Source organism: Lactobacillus sp. ESL0701 (assembly GCF_029433445.1).
Classification (GTDB): Bacteria; Bacillota; Bacilli; order Lactobacillales; family Lactobacillaceae; genus Lactobacillus.
Genome location: NZ_JAQTIC010000001.1, coordinates 138,439 through 153,276 on the forward strand (window position 1 = coordinate 138,439; position 14,838 = coordinate 153,276).

The 14,838-nt window shown below is 38.8% G+C and carries 13 protein-coding genes; 9 read left to right on the forward strand and 4 right to left on the reverse strand.

All coding sequences use genetic code 11. From position 1 onward, the window contains the following. Window positions 1-4 precede the first annotated feature (4 nt). Window positions 5-2,014: a DNA topoisomerase gene (locus tag PT281_RS00645; protein ID WP_277151103.1), complete on the reverse strand. Its 2,010-nt coding sequence runs from the start codon at window positions 2,012-2,014 to the stop codon at window positions 5-7. A 210-nt stretch (window positions 2,015-2,224) separates the two neighbouring features. Next, window positions 2,225-5,215, reverse strand: coding sequence for a TIM-barrel domain-containing protein (locus tag PT281_RS00650; RefSeq protein WP_277151104.1), 2,991 nt, complete (start codon window positions 5,213-5,215; stop codon window positions 2,225-2,227). A gap of 152 nt (window positions 5,216-5,367) precedes the next feature. Here PT281_RS00650 and nagA point away from each other — a divergent pair, with 152 nt between their 5' ends. Beyond that, complete coding sequence (gene nagA, locus PT281_RS00655) at window positions 5,368-6,522, forward strand: N-acetylglucosamine-6-phosphate deacetylase (RefSeq protein WP_277151105.1); 1,155 nt, start codon at window positions 5,368-5,370, stop codon at window positions 6,520-6,522. 55 nt (window positions 6,523-6,577) lie between these two features. Here the strand turns inward: nagA and PT281_RS00660 are convergent, their stop codons facing one another. Together PT281_RS00660 and PT281_RS00665 are read right to left on the reverse strand one after the other, a co-directional pair. Further along, window positions 6,578-7,054: a nucleoside 2-deoxyribosyltransferase gene (locus PT281_RS00660; protein ID WP_277151106.1), complete on the reverse strand. Its 477-nt coding sequence runs from the start codon at window positions 7,052-7,054 to the stop codon at window positions 6,578-6,580. Window positions 7,055-7,073: 19 nt separating this feature from the next. Beyond that, window positions 7,074-7,874, reverse strand: coding sequence for a tyrosine-protein phosphatase (locus tag PT281_RS00665; RefSeq protein WP_277151107.1), 801 nt, complete (start codon window positions 7,872-7,874; stop codon window positions 7,074-7,076). Between the two features lie 143 nt (window positions 7,875-8,017). Between PT281_RS00665 and PT281_RS00670 the strand changes: the two genes are divergently transcribed. From PT281_RS00670 to phnE (PT281_RS00705), 8 genes are all read left to right on the forward strand, one after another. Next, complete coding sequence (locus PT281_RS00670; RefSeq protein WP_277130247.1) at window positions 8,018-8,497, forward strand: universal stress protein; 480 nt, start codon at window positions 8,018-8,020, stop codon at window positions 8,495-8,497. A 268-nt stretch (window positions 8,498-8,765) separates the two neighbouring features. Continuing rightward, the gene (locus tag PT281_RS00675) at window positions 8,766-9,692 is read left to right on the forward strand and encodes a phosphate/phosphite/phosphonate ABC transporter substrate-binding protein (RefSeq protein WP_277151108.1); all 927 of its coding nucleotides are present in this window, start codon (window positions 8,766-8,768) and stop codon (window positions 9,690-9,692) included. A gap of 326 nt (window positions 9,693-10,018) precedes the next feature. Then, complete coding sequence (locus tag PT281_RS00680) at window positions 10,019-10,957, forward strand: phosphate/phosphite/phosphonate ABC transporter substrate-binding protein (RefSeq protein ID WP_277151109.1); 939 nt, start codon at window positions 10,019-10,021, stop codon at window positions 10,955-10,957. Window positions 10,958-11,272: 315 nt separating this feature from the next. Beyond that, the gene (locus PT281_RS00685; protein ID WP_277130250.1) at window positions 11,273-11,431 is read left to right on the forward strand and encodes a hypothetical protein; all 159 of its coding nucleotides are present in this window, start codon (window positions 11,273-11,275) and stop codon (window positions 11,429-11,431) included. A 16-nt stretch (window positions 11,432-11,447) separates the two neighbouring features. Further along, window positions 11,448-12,374: a phosphate/phosphite/phosphonate ABC transporter substrate-binding protein gene (locus PT281_RS00690; protein WP_277151110.1), complete on the forward strand. Its 927-nt coding sequence runs from the start codon at window positions 11,448-11,450 to the stop codon at window positions 12,372-12,374. Window positions 12,375-12,395: 21 nt separating this feature from the next. Next, window positions 12,396-13,169 (forward strand): phosphonate ABC transporter ATP-binding protein, encoded by a 774-nt coding sequence (phnC, locus tag PT281_RS00695; RefSeq protein WP_277151111.1) that lies wholly within the window; start codon window positions 12,396-12,398, stop codon window positions 13,167-13,169. After that, window positions 13,162-13,965, forward strand: a complete 804-nt coding sequence (gene phnE / locus PT281_RS00700; RefSeq protein WP_277151112.1) for a phosphonate ABC transporter, permease protein PhnE — start codon at window positions 13,162-13,164, stop codon at window positions 13,963-13,965. The genes phnC and phnE (PT281_RS00700) overlap by 8 nt, the downstream gene beginning before the upstream one ends. Beyond that, window positions 13,965-14,777: a phosphonate ABC transporter, permease protein PhnE gene (phnE, locus tag PT281_RS00705; protein ID WP_277151113.1), complete on the forward strand. Its 813-nt coding sequence runs from the start codon at window positions 13,965-13,967 to the stop codon at window positions 14,775-14,777. Before phnE (PT281_RS00700) ends, phnE (PT281_RS00705) begins: the two co-directional genes overlap by 1 nt. The last annotated feature ends 61 nt before the right edge of the window (window positions 14,778-14,838 follow it).

Consider the following 14,838-nt stretch of genomic DNA (forward strand, 5'->3'; position numbering starts at 1 on the left):
ATTATTAGTCAAAATCAGCCTTAAAACCGACGAATTGGTGACCTTGGTAAGTTTGTTTAGCTAATTTGCCCGTGATTTTTCGCTTATTTAAGATGAATGCAATCGACTTGCCAGCAAAAAGATGCTTAAGCTCGCGTTCATTAAAGGTGTGTTTGCCCCAAGTCTGATTAATTGCAGTTTCTTTGCCGCGCCAAGTTCCCGTAACTTTGGGCTTAGGCGTAAAGGTAGTTTTTTTAGCTGTTTGCAGTTTGGCTAGTTTGGGGTTTTTGCTCAAATTGGTCGCATTTTTTTGTTCAATTGCTAGGTCGTGCTTAACGATTTGATTAATCAAAAAGGGCACGTTGCGATAGTCAAACTTGCCTTGTTTGACCATTTTCATCGTGTCTTGTAATTGTTCGGTGACTTTGGGCGAGGCAATGTAGGTTTGGTCACACAAGATTGATTGGACTAAACCAGGGAAAGTTAAAGAATATTTTTCCTTCGTGTTTTTGATTAGGGCGCTTTTGCCAGTGGAGATGTTGGCTAACGTCTGTTCTTGGGTTGCTCCTGTGCCAATTTTGTCTTTTTTAAGAAAATCGATAATAAACCGGTGAGTTGGCGATTTAGGCTTAGGGTTGTGTCCTTCATAAATAAAAGGTTGTGCGCTTGAGCCAAAAGGTAATACTTCTTGAGCATTTGTGTCATCAAGGTCGTGTTCGTTAAAAATCAGCTTGTAATTCAACTCGCGGGGTAAATTAATTGTGCAGGTAAATTTGGGATAATCGGCAAGGTGGGCCTGTTCTTGGTCATAAAGGTAATCTTCAGCTAAAATTGCTAAAAAACTTTTGGCGACAGCTTCATAAATGATGCGTCCACATTTACCAAATTTCTCTTCAATTTCTGCTAGACTTCTTGGGACATTCAGACCAGGACGATTGGCACCGTGAGTGGCGTTATTTGCCAAGAATTTCTTTCGAAGTGTTGTGTGCGCTAATAATTTGGGGTCAACGTGGGTGACACGGGCAATTTGCTTAGCCAGTGGCAATAATTGGTCGAACTGTTCCTGGGTGATTTTAGTGTCTTCGGTTCGAGGATATGATAAAAAGCCAGCTTCATACATTTTTTGGTAAGTTGTAAGCACTTCTTTTGAAGCATAGCCCTTTTTTCCAACTAAAATTGCCAGGTGACTTAGGTCAAGTAAGTCAGGTGGTGCTTGGTGTTTAGTAACCTTAGTATCAATAATAATTTGCGCCTTGTGAAATTTTGATAACTCCAGCTTGGCATCGGCTTCTGTCGTAAATTTTGCCTTTTGCCCTTGTTTAAAGATATTTTGGTTAGCATCACGAAAGCGGACTTCATAATATGACTTTTTGACATAATTTTGCCGCGCGGTTTCTTGTTGGTAAACCTGATTAACAATCGTTGATTTAAGCCGTCCTAAACGCAATGACTTCGGCTGAAAGCCGGCTTGTCTAGCAATGATTAAGGCAATTCGCGATAGTTGCATTGAAGCAAAGTCAAACCGTTCGCGGCCAGTTGCTTCTAAAAACTCGCCTTGTTGGTATTGGTTAGTGACGTCAACCTTTTGCAGCAAGGCTTTTTTAATATTAGTTGGTGTTTCATCGGCAAAGCGAATCCGAAAAACGCGCTTGGTCCATTTAATCGCGTTGATAATTTCCCAGCCTAACAAGTCGCCCTCGCCTGACGGGTCATCATCGGTGGCAATTACGATTGCATCGCACTTTTGGGCGGCATTCTTAATATTAGCTAAGGCTGGCTCCATGCCGGGAATAACTTCTTTTTCCCAAGTAAAGTCAAGCAGGTTCCACGGATAATTATTCAAATCGTACCAGTCGCTATATTTAGCAGCCTTATCTTGGGCAACCATTTGATGTGGCTCTTTGAATTGTAATAAGTGCCCGTGAGCGTGGACAATTTGGTAGCTGTCGTGATTGAAGCTGCCCTTCAAGCCGCCTAATGCTGTGGCAAAGTTCTTAGCGGCGCTAGCTTTTTCTGTTAGAAGCAAAAGTTTCAAGTTAATCAGTTCCTTGATAAAGATAAAATTTGTGGGCAAACTCTTGTTTGACTTAATTAGTATATCTTGTATTTAGCAAATGAACAAATTTATTTATTTTATAATAAGCAGCCTTTGAATTACTAAATCAATTGATTAGAAAGTAAAATGGCTCGAGAAAAATGAAGTCAAAATAAAAAAGCAATCCTAATTGGATTGCTTTTTGACTGATTACTTTTTCGCCCTAAAGAAGATTACTTCACGAGCCGCAATTAACGGTCCGGAAGCCTGATGAATAGTTAACCTAATTCCTTTAGCCCGAACATCGCGTAAGCCAACTACCTTGTTCTTACTGTCAGCTTTCCAATTAAGGTGGTCGAAGTAAGTAACATAATTAAAGCCATCTGTTGAAACAGCGATACTAATGTCGGTAGGATCAAAATTGTGGTCAATATTGCGCGGGACAAAGACCATCCGACTTAATTTTTCTACTTGACCAAAGTCAAAGGTTAATTCTAACGGCTTGTTTGGCATTAGTGCTTGCGCTGATTGCCATTCACTTGCTAGCTTGAGGTCGGTTAAGTAAGCCAGCGGCTGGGTTGGGCTATTAGGATAGTTGCTAGTAACATTAATCTTGTCAATGGCGTAATCGATCGCCGCGTGCTTGGTAATGACACCAAATGGGTCTGACCATTCGGATACCTTATTTCCAGAGGCGTAGCGCATGCGAATAATGTAGCGGGTATTAGGCAGTAACTCGTGGAAAGAAAAGCAATTCCCAGAAATACCTTCATATAAAAGACCATTGATTTCAATTTGAACAGTAGTCTGCTTGGACCAAGCAAGCTCGAATGAATGAGCTGAGATTTTACTTGGATCAACACCGGGAAGTTTTGGCGAAGGCAATAGACCATCAGTGATTTCATGGACTAGAACATTTTCACCGTAAGTATAATTATGAATAGCAATTTTAATTTTGCTGTTGGTAACATCGCGACTTGCTAGTTTAATCTGCAAGGCTGTTTGCCTGGCATCGTGATAATGATTGAACTCGGGTACAGGACTATAATTAGTATTGAAGAAAATCCCTTCACGAGCATGATTAAATGCTTCGATTGTACCGTATTCCTGCAAATTGATTAGTTGGTCGTTGACTTTGACTGAGATTTGATCGGGATAAGCATCACACATAATTGCCAAGTTCGTTGGTTGGTCAACTTCAAATCCAGGGTAATTGCCCTTAACTGGATTAATGGTAATTGTTAAATTACCGGAACTTTGCTTGGTATCAATGCAAGTTTCACAATAATTATGATTAAAGTCTGTCAAATCATCATCATCATAAACTAGCGTTCTACTTTGTCCTTGCGGATAAAGGACGTAATCTCGTTTGCCAAGGTCAAAGACGCTGCCGCCGCGAACAAAGACAGGCAAATGCCAGACAGGATAAGATAAGTTGTTGTAGACACGACCGCCGGCATACTTTTCCCCAGTAAACAGGTCAAGCCACATTGTTCGACTGTCTGGTAAGTAAAGGTTGTCCTTACGGGAATTACCGTGTTCATCTTCGCGGCCGTTGGTAATCGGCGCGATTAGCAGATTATTGCCCAGCATAAATTCACTGCTAAATTGTTCAGTATAATTACTGCGTTCGTCAGGGAACGCGATAAATAGCGGCTGCATGATGAAATTACCAGCTTGGGCTTGGTGGTTAAGGGTGTAGAGGTAATTTTGTAATTGTGCTCGTAAGATTGAATAGGCGTGATTGATTTCCGTGATTTTTTTATTATAGGCAAACGGTGTTTTACTAAAATTGCCTTGGTCATCAAGGTTGAATAACAGCGGCGTAAAACTTTTCCATTCAAAATCACGGACGCTGATTTGAGCATTACCGCCGCCTGAAGTACCATCAATTGCGGCGCCAACAAGTGGTTGACCCGAAAGATTACTGCCGATAAAGCTGGCCACTTGAGTAGAAATATTCTCCCAGTTGCCGCCTGGTGCGCCAAAAGCTAAAGCAGCGTTTTTTTGCATACCTTGAGTACCGGTATTTTGCAAAACCAGTGGCTTTTTGCGCTGTAAATTATTATTTAAAGTAGCATAATCACTTGCGATATGCTGATTAGTAAAGGTAAAAGAAGTATATTCTGGTAATTGATCAGGTTTATCCTCATGCCAAAAGCCAGCCGCGACATCTTGAGTTTGGGCGTAATCATTGAAGCAATTGAGGGATTCAATGGTTGAGTTTGTTACGCCATAATTAGGTACGAACCAGCTAAGGGGGAAGTGCGCACTCTTATAGCGGTCGATCATGGCACGAGCGGAGAATTGATAGTCTTCTTCACCGTTAAGTGAAGCTTTACCAGCAGTATTAGCCTTATTACTTGTTCGGGTGTAATAATTATTGCCAAATTTGCTGGCATTGCGTTCCTTGGCTTCACTTGGCTGCCACAGAGTAGTACAGAAATTACCAATATGACCAAGTCCCAATGCATATTTTGGCAGCATCATTGGTTTACCAGTTAAGGCATAATATTTAGCCAAAATCGTTTGTGGGGTATTGCCAATAATATAAAAATTATCAAAAATCCCATCTTGGTGGGTGATGGTAGTTAAATTACTGTAAGTAGTCCCAAAGTCATAGCTACCATTAGTGTTAGTATTGCGAAACTCACCATAACCAGCATTGGACCAAAAAAATGGCACTTGGGTAATAACCCCTTCCTTGCCGGTAATGTGGTCAGACATAATTGCTAATTTATGCCCTTTATGGCTGAAATAGCCGCATTGTAAGCCGCCGCCAAAGTAAAATTCATTTTTATTTTGGTTTAAAAATTCAGTGGTTTGGTTAGCAGCTAGTTCGAGCGGTTGTGCCTGCTTCATTCGAATACCATGCAAAGTTTCATCGAAGATACTCATGACAGCAGGTTTTTGCCCAAAAATAACTTGATAATTGCCTACCTGAATAATTAATGAGTCACTAGTTGCCCGCACTTGTGAATGCTCAAAAAATTCATTGTTAAAATTAAGCTGAAGCATTGATGTTTGCGTGATTGGAGAATTAGTATTGGGGTCAAGTACAAACCGAAAAATACCGTCAGCTAAAATATAAAACCGGGCTGTTTCGCCAGTTGCGTAATGCAATTCATAATAGTTTTCACATCTGTTGGCACCAGTTAATGCGCCTAGTTGGTGTTTGTTTGTTTGCATATATTCTGTCATAATCTTTGCTTCCTAATTTAGTTTGCTTAATATCTATTATAACTAAAAATTCAAGTTTTTCCGCAGTATTTGTGATTAAACTGGTTAAGACCAATTTAATGGGTTAAAATGAACATATAATGAAGTGAATGTTCGCAAAGAGGGAGGAAATAATGACTTATTATATTCACGCTGATAAATTTTTTCTGGAAAATATAACTACTGAAGGGGGCTATCTTGAAATCCAAGATAATGGACAGTTTGGTTATTATTATTCAGAACAGGAAAAGCCAGTGGGTAAGATTGTTGACTATTCTGGTAAGTGGATTGCTCCTGGCTTAGTTGATACTCACGTTCACGGCTCATTAAACGAGGACGTGATGAGGAGTGATTGGAACGGAATTAATCACTTATCCGAAGGCTTTTTGCAATCGGGTGTCACCAGCTGGCTGCCAACGACTTACACGGCTGGTGCCGATACTTTGAGCCGAATTTGCCGAATGTTTGGCGACCATCAAGGTGAAGAAACCGGTGCTAAAATTCAAGGTTTGCACTTTGAAGGACCCTACTTCACTGCCGAACATGCTGGTGCTGAAAATCCGAAGTATTTACTTGATCCGGATATTAACCAATTTAACAAGTGGCGCAAAGAGTCTAAAGGTCTGTTAAACAAGATTTCTCTTGCTCCTGAACGCAAAGGTTCAAGGGAATTTATCCGTAAAGTTGTCCAAGAAGGCGTTGTTGTTTCCTTAGGACATTCAAGTGCTAATTTTGAGCAGGCTGCAGCTGGCATTGAGGATGGTGCGACCATGTTTACCCACACATTTAATGGGATGCCGGATCCGTCACATCACGCGCCATCAATTTCTAACGCGGCAATGGCGCTCCATAACGTCACCGACGAACTAATATGTGATGGTCACCACGTTAAAAAGGAAATGGTGCGGGCGCTAATTCAACTAAAGGGTGCGGAACACATTGCCCTAATTACCGACTGTATGGAAGCTGGTATGATGCCTGATGGTGACTATATGCTGGGCGAATTACCAGTTTATGTTCAAGATGGCATGGCTCGCTTAAAGAGTAACGATAACTTGGCCGGCAGTATCTTGCAATTAAAGACAGCTGTTAAGAATGTTGTTGACTGGAATGTCGCAACTCCTGAAGAAGCAATTATGATGGCTGCTTACGTTCCAGCTAAGAGTGCCCATATTTTAGACAAGTGTGGTTCGATTGCTCCAGATAAGGACGCGGATTTTATCGTGCTTAATAAAGACATGACTTTGAGTGAAACCTACCTCAGCGGCAAGTCACGTTACAAGGCCTAATAATTATTTGCTAACAAAAAGGGTTCTCAAAAGAGAACCCTTTTTAATGTACACTTTAGTAAACAGCACCATCGTAAAAGTTAAAGCGAGGTTTATTAAAGTCATAATTTTCTAACTCGCTGAGTTTAATGGCATTATCGCAAACGCCCCAACTCATCAAGTTGATTGGCTTACCGTAATCTTCATCAGGAATAACCAGTAAAATATATTTACCTTGACTTAAAGCATAGCCCAGTTCCATTCCCAAACCAACATCTTCTTCTTCTGGCAGGTAAACGCCAATCATGATGTCGCTGGACTTAATACCAATTAAATCGCCATGGTAAGTTGCAGTTGCCCATTCACGATCGTGTAGATATTCTGGATGTTCTTCAACGTTGATACCTTTATATTGGTGGTCTAATGGAACATAACTGTTTTCCAGGTCAATGGTTGGGTTGGCAGCCAAGGCTTTCATTGCTGCCTGATAAGCATTATTTTGCTTTTCGTTGAACCAACCAGCACCAAAGTAAACGGTCTTTGTTTTAGTCATACAAGGTCTCCTTTAACTATTAATTGAGGTAAATTTTACGTAATTTACTGATTTCCGCATCAGTTAATTTCATAATATCATGTAAATAGTTATCTACGCTACCATATTTTTCATTAATAGTTGCTAAAACATGGTCGATGTATTCAACATGAACGGTTTGGAAGTCTTTTAAAATATTTAATGTGGCATCATCAGCACCCTGCGTTTTAGCTTTTTGCAGCATATCTTCAACGAAGTCAGCAGTGGCAATATTCGTCAACAAGTAGTCCTGTTTGATGATTTCAAGTGGTACACCAAGAGCAGTTAAGATAAGTAAGGCACCAACCCCAGTTCTGTCCTTACCAGCAGTACAATGGAAGATTAAACTTTTGCCATCTTCATCGTTTGCCAATAATAAGTCAAAGAAGTGGCGGTAAGCTTTTTGTGCGGGCTTGCTGGTAATCATATCATCATAAGCAAACAGCATATGTTCAAAACCTGCTTGCGGATTTTTTTGTCCTTGCTTGATAACTTCTTCAATACTCTTAGAAGCGTTGGTTAGGTCCTCGCTGAAAACTGGATCGTAATCATATTCGGCTCCTTCAGGAACGCGGTCAGGTTCATGGTCAACTTCTGCTTGACTTCTGAAATCAACGATGTATTTAACGCCGTAATCATGTAAGAACTTAAGGTCAGTTTCATCTAAAGTACCTAAATTAGCAGTTCTTAACAACTTGTGCATTTTAATCGTCTTGCCGTCAGCAGTTTTATAGCCGCCGAGTTCACGGAAGTTGCGACCGCTCTTAACACCGATTAATTGATTAGTTAAATTTTCTGTCATAAATTCCACCCTTTATCTTTTGACATTTACGTTCTATTTTAGCAATAAACTAAGGTGTAAACAATTATAAAAGAGGTAAATGTTATCAAAAATATGTTAAAATTGAAGTTAAATAAAACAATATATTTATAGAGGGTGAGTACATGAGTACGAAAAAAGACAGCATTTTAGTTCCAGTTGATGGCTCAGAATCAGCTGAAAGATCTTTTGATAAAGCAGTTAAAATTGCACTAACGGAAAATGCTCATATTGATATTTTAAACGTAATTGATACTAGGCAATTTTTGGGTGAAATGCAGGATACGCTTATTTCAGGTGATACTGTTTACCAGATGACCCAAGATACTAGCAAATATTTAAAGAGTTTGAAGCAATGGGCACATGACAACTTTGACTTTGATGATATTGATTATCATATTCGTTATGGCAGCCCTAAGGCAGTTATTTCCTATGACTTTATCAAGGATCATCACGATAACTTAATCATTATGGGTGCAACCGGCTTGAACGCGGTTGAAAGAATGCTGATGGGGTCAGTTACCGAATACGTTAACCAGCATGCTTTGGCTGATGTGTTAATTGTTCGTACTGACGTTGACAACAACCCAATTAGACAAAAGTAATAGCTTATTTGTTAATCTTTTAATGGTTTCGCTTTCATTTAACTTGAATTTCTGCTATTATTCTTATGAATTGATTTTAGGTAAAAGAGGGCGGCACATGATGCAAAGTAATTCCATAACAAAACGAGTTAACTTAGTGTTGTTTGTGTTTGCAAGAGTTCTTTTACAGGGGAATTTATTTACATAATAGGCTTTAAGGCTTGATGTTGATTACATTTCGTAGTTGACATTGAGTCTTTTTTATTCATGACACTTATAGGAGGTAATCATGAAAAAGTTTAAGAAAGTATTAGTTAGTGCACTAGCCATAGTGGGAATTTTTGCATTATCTGCTTGTTCAAATAAAAAGGAAACCAAGAGTAGTAATATGCCGAAATCACTTAATGTACAGTTTGTACCCAGTGATGCTTCTGGCAGAATGGAAGGCGAAGGTAAGCCTCTTGAAAAGATGCTTTCTAAAAGATTGGGCATACCTGTTCACGTTACAACTTCAACTGACAATAATGCTGAAATTGAAGCGATGAAGTCTAAGAAAGTAGATGTCGGTTTTTTGGCGGCTGATGCCTATGTACAGGCACATAAGCAACATGCAGCTGACGTTTTATTGCAATCAGAACGTTACGGCATTAAAGAACCAGGTGGTACTTGGACTAAAAAGTTAGTTCACACTTTGCGTGCTGAAATCGTGGTTAAGAAAAATTCCAAGATTAAGAGCTGGAAGGACTTAAAGGGCAAGTCAATTTCTATTCAAAGTCCAACTTCGACCACTGGTTATATTTTTCCGGTAGCTGAATTAAAAGAAAAGGGCTTGGACGTTACTAAGGAGTGTAAATTAGTAACGGTTAACGGTCATGATACGGCTGTTTTAAATGTCATGAGTGGCGACACTGATGCTGCCTTTGTTTTTGAAGATGCACGTAACAAGGTTCTCCATGATGCACCGAATATCAAAGAAAAGGTAGTGCCGATTTACTTTACAACGCCAATCCCTAACGATACAATTTCTGTTCGTCCAGATATTCCGCAAGCATTCCGGAAGAAGTTAGCCAAAGCTTTTATCGACATTAGTAAGACTAAAGATGGTCAAAAATTGATTCAAAAGATGTATGATCAATATGGATATCGTGCCGCTAAAGACAGTGATTACAATATTGTTCGTAAGTACGAAAAGATTGCACAATCATTGAAGAAATAATCGCAAGTTAATTATTTACTAGGGTATCCGAATTTTCGGGTACTTTTTTAATGGTGTTTCTATAAAAATATTATTCAACTTTCCTTGTTATAACAGGCTTTTGTGTGCTATGCTTTTTATGTAACAGACATCAATATCTTAGTGGGAAGGTCGAGGGCAGTGAATAAACAAGGAGATAGTTTAAATATATCTTTAGTAATTCGCTTAATTCTACATATAAATATAATGACTGTTCGTTTTTATTCAAGAATATTAAAGGGCATGATGTGCTAAGGTCGCATTATGCCTTTTTTGTATTCAGTTAGTTTTTAGCCATGGAGGGCAAGATGAAAAAATTAAAACGAATATTGTTGGGCGTAGTTGTAATGTTGGTTGCAGTGGTGACAGCAGCTTGCGCGAATAAGAGTACTGGTGCTAATAGCAAGGATTACACCCCAAAATCATTAACGGTTGAATTTGTACCTAGTATAGCAGCTAATAAGCTGGAAGGTCGGGCCAAACCGTTAGAAAAGATGCTGTCAGCTAAATTAGGTATTCCAGTTCATGTATTAGTTTCAACTAGTGATAATGCTTTAATGGAAGCCATGAAATCCAAGAAAGTTGACGTTGGTTTTCTGCCGCCAGATGGTTATGTTGTAGCTCATAAGCAGGGTGCTGCTGATGTTCTATTACAATCAGAACGTTTTGATATTAAACAACCTGGTGGTCGCTGGACTAAAACCTTGACCAAATCATTTAGAGCAGAAATTGTTGCTAAGAAAAATTCTAAGATTAAGAGCTGGAAGGATTTGAAGGGTAAGTCAATTTCCATTCAATCACCAACTTCAACTGCGGGTTATATTTATCCAATTGCCGAGTTGAAAGAAAAGGGCTTGGACGTTCCTAAAAGTTGTAAGTTAGTTACTGTTACTGGTCATGATCAAGCTGTTTTAAATGTGTTAAATGGTGATACGGATGCTGCCTTTGTTTTTGAAGATGCACGTAATAAAGTTCTAAAGGACTACCCGAAAATTATGAGTCAAGTTGTACCGATTTACTTTACCAAGGCAAGAATTCCCAATGATACTGTTTCAGTAATTCCAAATATGTCGAAGAAGTTCCAAAAGAAACTTGCCCAGGCTTTTATTGACATTAGCAAGACTAAGAAAGGTCATGCACTGATTGAACAGGTCTATGCTCATGAAGGTTATGTTCCTGCAAAAGATAGTGATTTTGATACAGTACGTAAGTATGAAAAGATTGTTAAGGACATGCAAAATAATTAGTAATTAAAAATTTGGCTAGGTTTTTTGTGTTTTAAGAAAAAGCCGAACCTAGAATTATGAATAGAGCAGTTTTAAACAACATTGTTAAGCAAATCCCGAACAATATTATTTTTGATTTGCTTGCGGTTATTTAAAAGAAGTTGACTAGGATAATTATTGTAATCGATTAAGCAGATAAAATGCTTAATTGCGGGCGTAGCCAACATTTTTTAGCTAAAAAATAGTTTTTTTAAAATAATTTTCTTTTCTAAACAACTAATTTCTGCTATTATTTAATAGAATAAATGCGAGACAGATGAAAGGGGAGTGAAAGTCATGCAAAAAGATGAACGGCGCGTAGCGTTCATTGATGTTTTTGCAATTAAGACTTTTTGCTTTCCTGCAAATGGCAGTATTGTTCGTTTTTTAACCAAAAAAGTTATTGAAAGACTTAATATAATTCACTTTTGTGTTGTTACATTAAGTCTTTTTTGATGTCTAGGAGGGCATGATGAAAAAATTTAAGAAAGTGCTAGCTGGTGCTGCCGTCTTTTTAGTAGCGTTAATGGCAACTGCTTGTTCAAGTAAGAGTAAGAGTCAAGAAAGTTCCACCCCGAAGTCTTTGAATGTTCAATTTGTCCCCAGTCAAGCTGCAACTAAGCTGCAAGCTAGGGCTAAGCCGTTAGAAAAGATGCTTTCTGACCGTTTGGGTATTCCGGTTCACGTGTCAATGTCAACGGATTACAATACGGTTGTTGAAGCCATGAAATCTAAAAAAGTTGACGTTGGCTTTTTGCCGCCAAATGGTTATATTTTAGCGCACAAACAAGGTGCTGCTGATGTTTTATTGCAGGCGCAAAGATATGGTGTTAAGCAACCAGGCGGGAAACCAACTAAGAACTTAGTTAACTTTTACCGGTCAGAAATTTTAGTTAAAAAGAATTCAAAGATTAAGAGCTGGAAAGACTTAAAGGGTAAGTCAATTTCAATTCAAAGTCCAACTTCATCAGCAGGGTACGTTTTCCCAATTGCTGAATTAAAGGAAAAGGGCTTAGATGTTCCTAAGAGTTGTAAGTTAGTAACTGTTACTGGTCAAGACCAAGCAGTTCTAAACGTCTTAAATGGCGACACTGATGCTGCCTTTGTCTTTGAAGATGCACGGACAATCGTTCAAAAAGACAACCCGAAGATTATGAGCCAAGTAGTACCAATTTACTTCACTAAGGCTATTCCTAACGACACGATTTCAGTTGTACCAAGTATGCCAAAGGCATTCCGGAAGAAGTTAGCTAAGGCATTTATTGATATTGGTAAATCTAAGAAGGGTAAGAAGATTATCGAAAGTATTTACACTCATGAAGGTTACGTTCCTGCAAAAGATAGTGACTTTGCTGTTGTTCGTAAATACGAAAAGATTATTGAGTCAACTAAAAAGTAAAATAAATAAAGGAAGTATATAATGGCAGATTCTTCAGTTAAGCCAGTTATTGAATTAAAAAACGTTAAAAAAGTTTATGGCAAAGACGTTGTTGGTTTAAAGAATATCAATTTAACTATCAATAAGGGCGAATTTGTCGTTATTGTTGGTCTCTCTGGTGCTGGTAAGTCGACACTTTTGCGCTCGATTAACCGCCTAATTGATATTACTGATGGTGATATTTTAATTAATGGTAAATCAATTACTAAGGCTAGGGGCAAAGAGCTGCGGATTCTGCGACGCAATGTTGGGATGATTTTCCAGAGCTTCAATCTGGTTAAACGTTCTAGCGTTTTGCGTAATGTCTTAACAGGACGCGTAGGCTACTATCCTACTTGGAAGAGTACACTTAACTTATTTACTAAAGAAGATAAGCAACGTGCTTACGAGGCTTTGCAACAAGTTGACCTGGCTGACAAAGTTTATTCACGTGCTGATGAACTATCAGGTGGGCAACAACAACGTGTTGCGATTGCCCGCGTTTTAACGCAAAACCCAGAAATCATTTTGGCTGATGAGCCAACAGCCTCACTTGACCCGCAAACTTCTCGTCGTGTAATGCAAGATCTTAAGATGTTGAATGAAAAGCATGGCATGACAGTTGTGATTAACTTGCATAGTGTTGAGTTAGCACAAGAATTTGGTAAACGGGTTATTGGTGTACGTGCTGGTGAAATTATTTATGACGGCAAAATGAGTGAGACTCCAGAGTCAACCTTCACCAAGATCTACAATGGTGGTGAACAAGATGAGTAGTACTGATAAAGAAGCGCTCATGACTTTGCCTAAGAAAAAGTTTAAGTTTTGGAACTTGATTTGGGTAATTATCTTTATTGCGGGATTATTTGTATCAACAGATGTTACTAATACTAATCTTGGTACTTTATTTGCTAACTTTAGTCAGTTTACCGATATCTTTTCCCAAATGCTGCATCCAGATTGGTCATATTTAGGACCAGTTATGCCGCTGCTTCTTGAAACAATTAAGATGGCAATCTTGGGAACAGTTATTGGCTCTGTTTTAGCCTTCATTTATTCGCTGTTGATTGCACGTAATATCATTAAGAATAAGGCTGTTACCGGCGTTTTACGGTTAATTATGAATATTATCAGAACTGTACCAGATCTTTTGTTAGGGGCAATCTTTGTTGCCATTGTTGGGATTGGTCCAGTTGCTGGTATTTTGGCCTTAGCTATTTGTACTTTCGGGATTGTCGTTAAGCTCTTTTATGAAGCTATTGAAACGATTGATCCTGGTCCTATTGAGGCTTTGACAGCTGTTGGTGCTAATAAATTACAAATTATTGTTTTTGCTGTTTTACCACAAGTCATTACTTACTTCATTTCTTATTGTTTGTATGCCTTTGAAATTAACGTCCGGGCTTCAACTGTATTAGGATATATCGGTGCCGGTGGTATCGGTCTTTACCTGCAACAAACTTTGCAAGTCTTTGATTACGCTAAGACGGGAACGATTATTCTCGTTATCATTGTGGTTGTAGTCTTAATTGACTACGTTTCGTCTAAATCACGGGAGGCGTTGATGAAATAATGGATACTAATATGAAGAAATTACCTCCTCGCCGAGTTGATGTCCCAAAACGGATATTGCACTGGGGTTTAGCGTTAATTACAATTGTTCTTATCGTCTGGTCATGCACAGGCATGGATTTTGGCGGTATTAAAGCTACTGCCGGTCAAATTGCTGGTGCGATTTTTAGCGGTATTTTCCATCCTGATTGGTCATATGTTTACAATGGCAGTGGTGAAGATTTAGTATCACAATTATGGCAAACTGTATGTATTGCCTTCTTAGGTACATTTATCTCGGCAATTATTTCATTACCATTTGCCTTTTGGGCAGCTCATACCAAGCATAAGAAGTGGTACGTTTCACGGACGGGTAAAATTGTTTTGGCAATTATTCGATCATTCCCTGAAATTGTCCTGGCCTTGATGTTTATTAAGGCTGTTGGTCCGGGTTCAGCTGCTGGTGTTTTGGCATTAGGTTTCCACTCAGTTGGGATGCTGGCAAAATTGTTCTCAGAAGCAATTGAAAATCTTGAAGATGGTCCTAATGAGGCGGTAACAGCTGTTGGGGGTTCAAAAACTAATATTACAATGTTTTCAACTCTGCCTAACTTAATGCCAGCCTTGATTTCCAACACCTTGTACCGGTTTGATGTATCCATTCGGTCAGCTTCAATCCTTGGTTTGGTTGGTGCCGGCGGTATCGGTTACCCGCTGATTATTGCTTTGCAATATCGGCAATGGAATCGTGTCGGGATTATCCTACTTGGTATTATTATCATGGTGATTGTAATTGACTGGATTTCCGGTTTAATTCGAAAGAAATTAGTTTAATAAGAATATGCTAAAAAGCAGTGAATAAATATTTATTCACTGCTTTTTTATTTGGTTGATT

Bases quoted from the DNA above. Each gene is read 5' to 3' on its own strand.
- phnE (WP_277151113.1), top strand. From the start codon at position 13,965: ATGGATACTAATATGAAGAAATTACCTCCTCGCCGAGTTGATGTCCCA.
- phnC (WP_277151111.1), top strand. From the start codon at position 12,396: ATGGCAGATTCTTCAGTTAAGCCAGTTATTGAATTAAAAAACGTTAAA.
- PT281_RS00690 (WP_277151110.1), top strand. From the start codon at position 11,448: ATGAAAAAATTTAAGAAAGTGCTAGCTGGTGCTGCCGTCTTTTTAGTA.
- nagA (WP_277151105.1), top strand. From the start codon at position 5,368: ATGACTTATTATATTCACGCTGATAAATTTTTTCTGGAAAATATAACT.
- phnE (WP_277151112.1), top strand. From the start codon at position 13,162: ATGAGTAGTACTGATAAAGAAGCGCTCATGACTTTGCCTAAGAAAAAG.
- PT281_RS00680 (WP_277151109.1), top strand. From the start codon at position 10,019: ATGAAAAAATTAAAACGAATATTGTTGGGCGTAGTTGTAATGTTGGTT.
- PT281_RS00685 (WP_277130250.1), top strand. From the start codon at position 11,273: ATGCAAAAAGATGAACGGCGCGTAGCGTTCATTGATGTTTTTGCAATT.
- PT281_RS00675 (WP_277151108.1), top strand. From the start codon at position 8,766: ATGAAAAAGTTTAAGAAAGTATTAGTTAGTGCACTAGCCATAGTGGGA.
- PT281_RS00670 (WP_277130247.1), top strand. From the start codon at position 8,018: ATGAGTACGAAAAAAGACAGCATTTTAGTTCCAGTTGATGGCTCAGAA.
- PT281_RS00650 (WP_277151104.1), bottom strand. From the start codon at position 5,215: ATGACAGAATATATGCAAACAAACAAACACCAACTAGGCGCATTAACT.
- PT281_RS00665 (WP_277151107.1), bottom strand. From the start codon at position 7,874: ATGACAGAAAATTTAACTAATCAATTAATCGGTGTTAAGAGCGGTCGC.
- PT281_RS00660 (WP_277151106.1), bottom strand. From the start codon at position 7,054: ATGACTAAAACAAAGACCGTTTACTTTGGTGCTGGTTGGTTCAACGAA.